General features: G+C 57.7%; 7 protein-coding genes. 1 reads left to right on the top strand and 6 read right to left on the bottom strand.

Annotated elements, in window-relative coordinates; translation table 11 throughout:
- Window positions 1-209 precede the first annotated feature (209 nt).
- Together HMPREF9720_RS12180 and rd are read right to left on the bottom strand one after the other, a co-directional pair.
- Window positions 210-857: a superoxide dismutase gene (locus tag HMPREF9720_RS12180; RefSeq protein WP_009598669.1), complete on the bottom strand. Its 648-nt coding sequence runs from the start codon at window positions 855-857 to the stop codon at window positions 210-212.
- Between the two features lie 15 nt (window positions 858-872).
- Complete coding sequence (gene rd / locus HMPREF9720_RS12175; protein WP_009598686.1) at window positions 873-1,040, bottom strand: rubredoxin; 168 nt, start codon at window positions 1,038-1,040, stop codon at window positions 873-875.
- 125 nt (window positions 1,041-1,165) lie between these two features.
- Here rd and HMPREF9720_RS12170 point away from each other — a divergent pair, with 125 nt between their 5' ends.
- Window positions 1,166-2,542 carry a tryptophanase gene (locus tag HMPREF9720_RS12170; protein WP_009598671.1) on the top strand — a complete coding sequence of 459 codons (1,377 nt, stop codon included), beginning with the start codon at window positions 1,166-1,168 and terminating at the stop codon, window positions 2,540-2,542.
- Window positions 2,543-2,837: 295 nt separating this feature from the next.
- On the opposite strand, the gene HMPREF9720_RS12165 is transcribed toward HMPREF9720_RS12170, so the two are convergent.
- Genes HMPREF9720_RS12165 through HMPREF9720_RS12150 form a run of 4 tightly spaced genes read right to left on the bottom strand, consistent with a single transcriptional unit; the run spans window position 2,838 to window position 8,352 of the window.
- Window positions 2,838-4,460: a glycosyl hydrolase family 18 protein gene (locus tag HMPREF9720_RS12165; protein WP_009598667.1), complete on the bottom strand. Its 1,623-nt coding sequence runs from the start codon at window positions 4,458-4,460 to the stop codon at window positions 2,838-2,840.
- Between the two features lie 3 nt (window positions 4,461-4,463).
- Complete coding sequence (locus HMPREF9720_RS12160) at window positions 4,464-5,819, bottom strand: BT_3987 domain-containing protein (protein ID WP_009598675.1); 1,356 nt, start codon at window positions 5,817-5,819, stop codon at window positions 4,464-4,466.
- An 8-nt stretch (window positions 5,820-5,827) separates the two neighbouring features.
- The gene (locus HMPREF9720_RS12155; protein ID WP_009598668.1) at window positions 5,828-6,757 is read right to left on the bottom strand and encodes a glycoside hydrolase family 18; all 930 of its coding nucleotides are present in this window, start codon (window positions 6,755-6,757) and stop codon (window positions 5,828-5,830) included.
- A gap of 5 nt (window positions 6,758-6,762) precedes the next feature.
- Entirely contained in the window at window positions 6,763-8,352 is a 1,590-nt protein-coding gene (locus HMPREF9720_RS12150; RefSeq protein WP_014774931.1) for a SusD/RagB family nutrient-binding outer membrane lipoprotein, read from the bottom strand.
- Window positions 8,353-8,356 lie beyond the last annotated feature (4 nt).

Genomic DNA, 8,356 nt, shown 5'->3' with positions numbered 1-8,356 from the left:
TTAAAGGTAATACTTTTTGCCATTTCCACCAATTTTTTCCCGCCAGAATTTTCTGCGGCGAACGACGGAAATATATAATATTTCCGATCCTGTATATCCGGCGGAATATAGTCCGCCGCCCCCGGAAACCCTCCGCCGCATGAAATCCGGGCACGAAAAAACGCCGTTCCCGAAACCGGGAAACGGCGTCCTTTCCTAAGCGGAACCCGCTATTTCTTGGCGTAGCGCTCTTCGACGACCTTCCAGTCGATGCGGTCCCAGAGGGCTGCGACAGCATCGGCGCGGCGGTTGCGGTAGTCGATATAGTAAGCATGCTCCCAAACGTCGAAGCACATCAGGGGCTTCATGCCGTAGCGCAGCGGATTGCCGGCGTTCTGCTCGCTGACGATCGCCAGCTTGCCCGACTTGTCCTCCGCGAGCCATACCCAGCCCGAACCGAACAACCCTGCGGCGGCTTTCTCCATCTGGGCCTTCAGCTGGTCGAACGATCCGAAATTTTCGTCGATGGCCTTCAGCAGCGCGCCCGTGGGACGGGTCTGCGCCTTGGGCGAAAGTTCGTCGAAGAAGAATTCGTGGTTCCACATCTGCGCGGCGTTGTTGAAGATCGCGCCGTCGGCCGAAACGACGATATCCTCCAGCGGCTGCTCGGCATAGGGGGTATCGACAATCAGTTCGTTGAGTTTATTCACGTATCCCACGTAATGCTTGTCGTGGTGAAAGCGCAGCGTCTCTTCGGAGACCTGCGGTGCGAGAGCGTCATAAGCGTAAGGCAGGTCCTTCGGAGTGAAGCGCGCCTGTTTTGCAGTGTCTGTTGCCATAAGCGGTAAAATTAATAGTGAAACAATGAGGTTTAACATAGTCTTCGTCGTTTTTTATTGTTCTTCGAGAGGTTCGAAGGCCCATTTGCCTTCGCCGCAGACCGGGCATATCCAACCGTCGGGCAGATCGTCGAATGCCGTGCCGGGAGCGATGCCGTTTTCGGGATCACCCAGCGCTGGGTCGTAAATATACTCGCAGACGGTGCAACGATACTTTTTCATAGCGCGAAAGAATTAAAAAATACACACCGGCTTTCACAAATATAATACCGATACCAAAGATCTCAAAATATTTTCGTAATTTTGAGTATACGAACAACAAATTACAACCTAAAACGCTCTTTTGTATGACACTTCCGTATGCAGAACCCTACAAGATCAAAATGACCGAGGCCATCCGCACCTCCACGCGCGCCGAACGCGAGACATGGATCCGCGAAGCCAGCTACAACCTCTTCAAACTGCGCAGCGATCAGGTCACGATCGACCTGCTGACCGATTCGGGAACGGGTTCGATGAGCGACCGCCAGTGGGCGGCCATGATGACCGGCGACGAAAGCTACGCCGGCGCATCGTCCTATTTCCGGCTCAGGGAGACCATTTCCCGGCTCTTCGGCATGCCTTTCTTCCTGCCCACGCATCAGGGGCGCGCCGCTGAGAACGTCATCTTTTCGGCTCTGCTCAAAGAGGGCGACATCGTGCCGGGCAACTCCCATTTCGACACCACGAAGGGACACATCGAGTTCCGCCGCTGCCACGCCGTGGACTGCACCATCGACGACGCGGCCGACACCCAGAAGGAGCTGCCGTTCAAAGGCGAAATGGACATCGCCAAGCTCGAAAAGCTCCTGCGCGAGAACCCGCGCGAGAAAGTTCCGTGCGTGGTGCTGACCATCACCAACAACACGGCGGGCGGACAGCCCGTGTCGATGCGCAACATCCGCGAGACGGCCGAAGTATGCCGCCGTTACGGAGTGCCCCTGCTGCTCGACTCGGCCCGTTTCGCCGAAAACGCCTACTTCATCAAGACCCGCGAAGCCGGTTACGCCGACAAGACGATCAAGGAGATCGTCCGAGAAATCTACACCTATGCCGACATCATGACCATCTCGGCCAAGAAGGACGGCGTGGTGAACATGGGCGGCTTCGTGGCCATGCGCTCCGAGGAGCTTTACAAACGGGCCATGACCTTCAGCATCATGTTCGAGGGCTACGTGACTTACGGCGGCATGTCGGGCCGCGACATGGACGCGCTGGCCGTGGGATTGGACGAGAACACCGAATTCGAGCAGCTCGACGCCCGCATCCGTCAGGTGAAGCTGCTGGGCGACCTGCTCGACGAATACGGCGTCCCCTACCAGCGTCCGGCAGGCGGACACGCCATCTTCGTCGATGCGAAAAAGGTGCTGCCCAACCTCCCGAAGGAGCAGTTTATCGCCCAGACGCTCGCCGTGGAGCTCTACCTCGAAGCGGGCATCCGCGGCGTGGAGATCGGCTCGATCCTCGCCGACCGCGACCCCGACACGCACGAGAACCGCTATCCGCGGCTCGAACTGCTGCGTCTGGCCATCCCGCGCCGGGTCTATTCGGACAACCACATCCGCGTGATCGCCGCCGCCTGCCGCAACATCTACGAACGCCGCGCCGAAATCACCACCGGCTACCGCATCACGTTCGAGGCGCCGATCCTGCGGCACTTCACCGTGGAGCTGGACAAAATCTGACGCCCGGAATCCGGCGGTCAGACGGCCGCCGAATCGCCGGCTCTTCCGTAAAGAAGCCCCGGCGCAAAACACGCCTTACACCGCAAACGACGCTGCAACACTCCGGTTGCAGCGTCGTTTCTGCCGTAAAAACCAAACGGCTTCCACAATTTAAGTTAGTAATTGATTTTCCCCCTTTGGCGGGAGCGTTGTTGCAAGGAGTGATTTGTTCTTGGGGTTTGTTCATACGCATAAAGTTTTTAAAGGTTTTTATAATTCTGCCGGAACTTTTCCGGCATTTTTCCGACTTCATTCATTACCAATCTTTTGTCCATTTATTATATCCGCGCCTACCATCCGCTAACTCTCCCAGCTTAATAGCATCGAACATATACTCATTTTCCGAGAAGTAATTCTTACCCCAAGGGCTTTCGTCGATAAGGTAGACTCCGTCGTCAGCAAAGAATTTATATCCATCCGTGATACTGCTGGTCCATGTACTTTCGTATTTGTCCTGAAGAACCGTGCGCATCTCTTCGAAAACCAGAATATTGCTCTGTTTATAGCCGGCATCGCGCCAGAGAAAGACAGGTGCGATTCGCTCAGTCGGGGTTGTTTCCGCCTCTCCCGTATACCACGGAATATTGACGCATCCGTATTTGGCGGGAGCGAGTCCTGCGATCGGCTTGCGGGGCCATTCCGCCGAAACAAACGCGGCGCCCTGATGCCACGGATCGACGATCTGCATGTCTTTGGAGTTATCCAGATAGCCGGACCACGCATAGTCGAGGTATTTGCCGACCTCGATGCCGCCCATAGCCGCAGTATCCCAGAAATATTCGGTAGGCTCCATATGGTCGGTAAGCGTTACGAGCAGTCCGTCGCCCAGCGCTTCGCGCACGGCTTTGATCAGTTTGGGGTACGACGTCGTATTCATCGCCGGCATGCCCTCTTTGCCGTAACCGGAATTCCGGTCCCAGAAATTCACGCCATCAAGTCCGTATTCGGTAACGACCGCCTTCACCTGCGCCGTGAAATCGGCGATCTGCGCATCGGTGAGGTTGCAGAATCCCAATCCCTTGCCGCCGCCTTCGATGCTGATGCAGACCTTGCGGCCCTTATCCTGCAACGGACGGATATACTTGGTCGCATGGCCGAGGACATAGCGCATGTCGGCACCCAGATTCAGTAAAGCCCGCGACGTTGCAGCGTCGTAATCGAGTACGACCGTACGCAGATTTACAATATCGCCGATGGTTCTCGTACCGTCGGGTCGTTCCGGCCATGCATTTTCCCAATTTTCGTCCAGTTTGGACATCAGGTATTCATCTACGAGCAAGGGTTGATACAGAGCGGTATTGAGGTAAAATACCGTGAACACCTGTTCCTGATTGAGTTTGTACTCACCCATCTGGAGACCGCGGACCGTAAGCAGGTAATTGACAGTCTGCCGTTCGGCATCCGCAGCGTCCGCAGCGTCCGCAGCGACCGTCAGGGGCAGGTAATACTCGCCCGGAGCAAGATTCTCGGCAAAAAAACGGATACGTTTGAGCGCCGAATGCTGGGCATCGCCTGCAATGTCCAGCTTCTTGCCGTCGGGAAAGTCGTAATTGGCTTCGGGCAGCAGAGTGCGTTCCGTCTCGCCCTCCCCGGCTTTCACGGCCGCTTCGAGGGACAGCGCCGATCCGAGCGGCCTGGTGAGTTGATAATAGAAGTTATCGGTCACGAATCCGTTGCCTTCGGTCAGAAATACGCGCACCTCGTCCCGGACGCTCCGGGTACTGCGCAGCATGCCGTAGGTATTCTCAAGCCCGTCCTTGTCGGGCAGTTTGCCTCCTTCGCGTTCCACGGGGTCGGCGTCGCAGGCCGTAAGGCCCGCGAGCGCCGCCGCGCAGAAAAGCGTCACTACTAATAAATTCTGTATCTTTTGCGTCTTCATAATTTATTCCTCCACTTCATTAATTTTCGGAATCTCGATGCCGTCGGGCCACTTCAGGTCGTATTTCGCCTGACCGTCGTTGCCGTAGCGCGAGTAATCCTTCACCGTATTGCCCTTGCCGTCGTTGAATTTCCAGTAACCGAGCAGCGTCGGGTCGTCCTTCGGGTTCTCGACGTTGTACATGTTCTCCCAGATCTGTTCGGGAGTGCGGGCGACGGACCAGACGCGCGCCTCGGCGATCTTGCCGTTCAGCGGACGGTAGTCGTTGTACGAATAACTGATAAAGAACTGGCGGGCTTCGCTATACGTATCGTATCCGAGGGTTTTGTATTCATTTTTCTTACCCGGATTAGTTTCGTTGTCCCACAGGTCGTACAGCGCACGGCGGGCCAGGTGGATGAAGTTCTTGTCGTCCAGTGCGGCCGGCCCCATCTCGGTCCCCTCGCTCTGTATCCTGCCGTTGACATAGACACGTACGACGCGGGTGTTTTGGTCGTAAGTGCAGGCGACGTGATACCAGTAACCCTTCTGGAGGACCTTCGTGTTGTCGCGTCCGGGGAATTTGCCGAATCCGACGCCCGAACCGTCGAACTGCAGCTGTTCGCGCTCGAAATTCGTGTCGCCGATACGCAGCAGCGCATAGTCCTCCTCGCCCATCACGGTCGAAATGCTCACCGGATTGCCCTGAATGTCGGTCAGCGCGAAATCGTCGATGTAGATCAGCGCTTCGTAGGTCATGGCCCGGAGTTTATTCCACGGCATGCTGTTGTCGCCGTACTTGTCGAGCGACGGGAATTCGATCCAGTTGTCCGTAAGCTGCGCCGCGACGGTGATGGCCGAAGAGCGTTTGACGACATAATAGGCGGCCTCGGAGCCTTTCAGCACCGACATCGACGAATGGGAGATGCGCACCGGCAGCAGGTAGGTCTCGTCGATGGGCAGCGCGCCGGTCTGCTGTTCGCCTTCGCCCATCAGCCCTTTCAGGCGGAGCGTCACCACCTCCGACGCGGTCTTGCCGGCATGGATGGTCACGTTGTCGGACGACAGCTCGTAATACTTCGCGTCGAGCATTTTCCAGTCCGAACCGTAGCGGGCGTTGTAGGTCGCCACGAGCGACGGGTCCACCGTGAGCGACACCGCGACGTCCTGCCCTTCGGGATAGGCCAGCGTCGCCTGAATCGGCTTTTCGACCGTGGGCGTATTGTTGCTGAAGGTGGCCGGCTGCACCTCGTCGGTCTTCGACACGTCGAGGTACACGACATTGTCGAACTTGTGGTCATCGGCATCATAGTTATCGCAGGCCGTAAAGGCCCCCGCTGCCGCAACGCCCAGTATGAGATATTTATGTATTAATTTCATAGCGTCGGTTATTTAGAAGGATTAAGCGTCTGGATGGCCTGACGGATCATTTTGTAGTTCATGTCCGCATTGTAGTAGTCGTTGCCGATGTTGTAGGCCCCCAGTCCGCGCAACGGACCGTAGGCTATCACGCGGCGCGACATCTCCTCGACAGCGGCATACTCCACGCGGTCTTCGTCCTTGAGGGGCGCTCCGGCCTCGGCCGCCAGCAGGAGTTTCGAAGCCGGAACGGCCGCGTAACCCGTGGCGTTGAGTATCTGCAGCTTCACGTCGCCGACATCTTCGGTTTTCTCGGTGTCGAGGATGAAATAATCCACCTTCGCACGGTCCGCTTCGGCGACGAAGAGCGGATTGCCCTCGAAGACGAGCAGCTTGCTCTCGTCGGCCGAGAGTTTCGAGACGATCAGCGCTGCGGCCTGCACCGCTGCCGGATCGCCGGCGTTGGGAATCCCAGTGAACGAATAGCCGTCCATGCCGTTGGCGGCGACGGACGACACGACCCGGTCGAGCCATGCGCCCAGTTTCGCGGCGTCGGCGAATTCGGCGGCACGTCCGGCATAGTCCACCTGCCAGAGCACTTTCGTGCCTTTCTCGCGCATGACGGCCATATCCTCGGCATCGTAACGCGAGAAATTGTCGGCATTGGTCAGCGCCACGATATCGAGCGAATCGGGCAGGCAGCGCATGAAGTCCTTCTCGCTGGCCGCCGGTGCGGGCGAGTTGTGCAGGCGGGCGTAGACGATGAAATGCTCGCTCTTTTTATAGTCCCGCAGAGCGGCCGTATATTCCGCCCACAAGGCCGGGTCCTGCTCCCACGGTTTCTTCACGTTGTTGTCCACGGCCTCCATCTCGGTCCAGTCATTGCAGGCGGCAAGGCCGAAGAGTACGCCGAGGAGCAGGAACAAACCGGAGAAACGTATTATTCTGTGCTGTTTCATAGCGTTTAGTTGTTATAAGGTTTCACGTCCCACCATACGCGGGTTCCCATGCCGTCGCCCTTGCGGCTGCCCTGCGACTCGCTGTTAAGCATCTGTACGGCTTCCTGAAGATTGGCGTTGTTCTTGTCGTATTCCTCGACGGGATAAGGCAGACGGCGGGCGCCCTGAGCCAGATCCACCGTACCGCCCGACTTGTCCTCGACGGCGGGCAGCAGGCGCGGATACCCCGTGCGACGGTGCTCGGACCACGCCTCGACGCCCAGCGGGAAGATGGCGATCCATTTCTGGGTGATGATACGCTCCAGATTGCGCTCTTTGATGGCCGCCTTGTCGGCGCCTTCGGCGGAATCGTCCTCCCATGCGATGGTGATCGAACTCAGGGCGGTCGCGCTGTAATTGCCCAGCGGATCGTTATAGGCCGCAGGTTTTCTGGTCTTGTCGGCGATATAGGCGTCGGCGTCCTTGGCGCCCTTGTCCTCGAACGAGAGGCGGATCGCCTGCTCGTAGAGCGCCTTGGCGGCATCCTTCGTTCCCCAGCGCAGCTCGTATTCGGCCTTGAGGAAAGCCACCTCCGCCGCGTTGATCCACAGGTAAGGCGTCGAACTGGTAACGATCATGTTTGAATACTTGGCCTGCGCCTGCGATTTGCTCGTGACGTCGATGCCGATGCGGATGCCCACGTAATCGCCCTTGTCGTTGGGCAGGAACATCTTTTCGAGACGCGGGTCTTCGTAGCCGGTCATGTAACAGAGAATGTCGGCGCCGACGCGGTGGTCGCCCCAGTCGTTGTAGATCAGCGTCGTGCGGTTCTCGGCGGCGTGCATGGCCGCATTGTCGGCATTGGCCGTGATGACGCCTGCGGCGATGGCTTCGGCAGCCTTCGTCCGGGCGACGTCGGGCTTCACTTCGCTAAGGCGCATCGCCATGCGCAACTTGAGCGAATTGGCATATTTGAGCCACTGGGCGATATTGCCGCCGTAGACCCGGTCGTAGCGGCTGAAAGCCTCGGCCGGAAGCGTCGTATTGGCGGCGAAGGCGGCGATCGCCTCGTCCAGCTCCCCGAACATCTTCATATAGACCTCCTCCTGCTTGTCGTACTTCACCGTAATCGACTCGTTGGTTTCGAGGTTCGAATAGGGAATAGGCCCGTAGGAGTCGGTCACGCGGTGCATGATCGCCACGCGCAACAGTTTGGCGAAAGCGACGGCCACCTCGTCGTCCGTACCGGTGACGATGCCGCGCCACGGCGTGTAAGTCTCGGTAATCACGTTGGCGAACGGCCATTTGCGCCAGTCGGCCGAAGGATTGAAGGTCTCGAACTTCGTGAGCCAGCTGTCTACCGTCGCTCCGATATAGCCGCCGAACGGACCGCCCGACAGGCTTTCGTTGAACTGGTACATATGCTCCTGCACGGGAACCACGAGTCCCTGCAGCGACTGGAATTTCGTGCCGATCTTGTAGTTCAGGGCATCCATCTGCCCGTCGGTCACTTCGTTCGGATTGCGATTCATGTTCTCGAAATCGCCCGTACACGAAATGCTGAGCAGCACTACCGAAAGCAGCAGTAGCTGCATGTATGCATTTATCTTTTTCATGCTG

The sequence above is a fragment of the Alistipes sp. HGB5 genome (assembly GCF_000183485.2).
Taxonomy (GTDB): Bacteria; Bacteroidota; Bacteroidia; order Bacteroidales; family Rikenellaceae; genus Alistipes; species Alistipes finegoldii.
This window is presented reverse-complemented; position numbering and strand designations above follow the sequence as displayed.

Bases quoted from the DNA above. Each gene is read 5' to 3' on its own strand.
- HMPREF9720_RS12180 (WP_009598669.1), bottom strand. From the start codon at position 857: ATGTTAAACCTCATTGTTTCACTATTAATTTTACCGCTTATGGCAACA.
- rd (WP_009598686.1), bottom strand. From the start codon at position 1,040: ATGAAAAAGTATCGTTGCACCGTCTGCGAGTATATTTACGACCCAGCG.
- HMPREF9720_RS12170 (WP_009598671.1), top strand. From the start codon at position 1,166: ATGACACTTCCGTATGCAGAACCCTACAAGATCAAAATGACCGAGGCC.
- HMPREF9720_RS12165 (WP_009598667.1), bottom strand. From the start codon at position 4,460: ATGAAGACGCAAAAGATACAGAATTTATTAGTAGTGACGCTTTTCTGC.
- HMPREF9720_RS12160 (WP_009598675.1), bottom strand. From the start codon at position 5,819: ATGAAATTAATACATAAATATCTCATACTGGGCGTTGCGGCAGCGGGG.
- HMPREF9720_RS12155 (WP_009598668.1), bottom strand. From the start codon at position 6,757: ATGAAACAGCACAGAATAATACGTTTCTCCGGTTTGTTCCTGCTCCTC.
- HMPREF9720_RS12150 (WP_014774931.1), bottom strand. From the start codon at position 8,352: ATGAAAAAGATAAATGCATACATGCAGCTACTGCTGCTTTCGGTAGTG.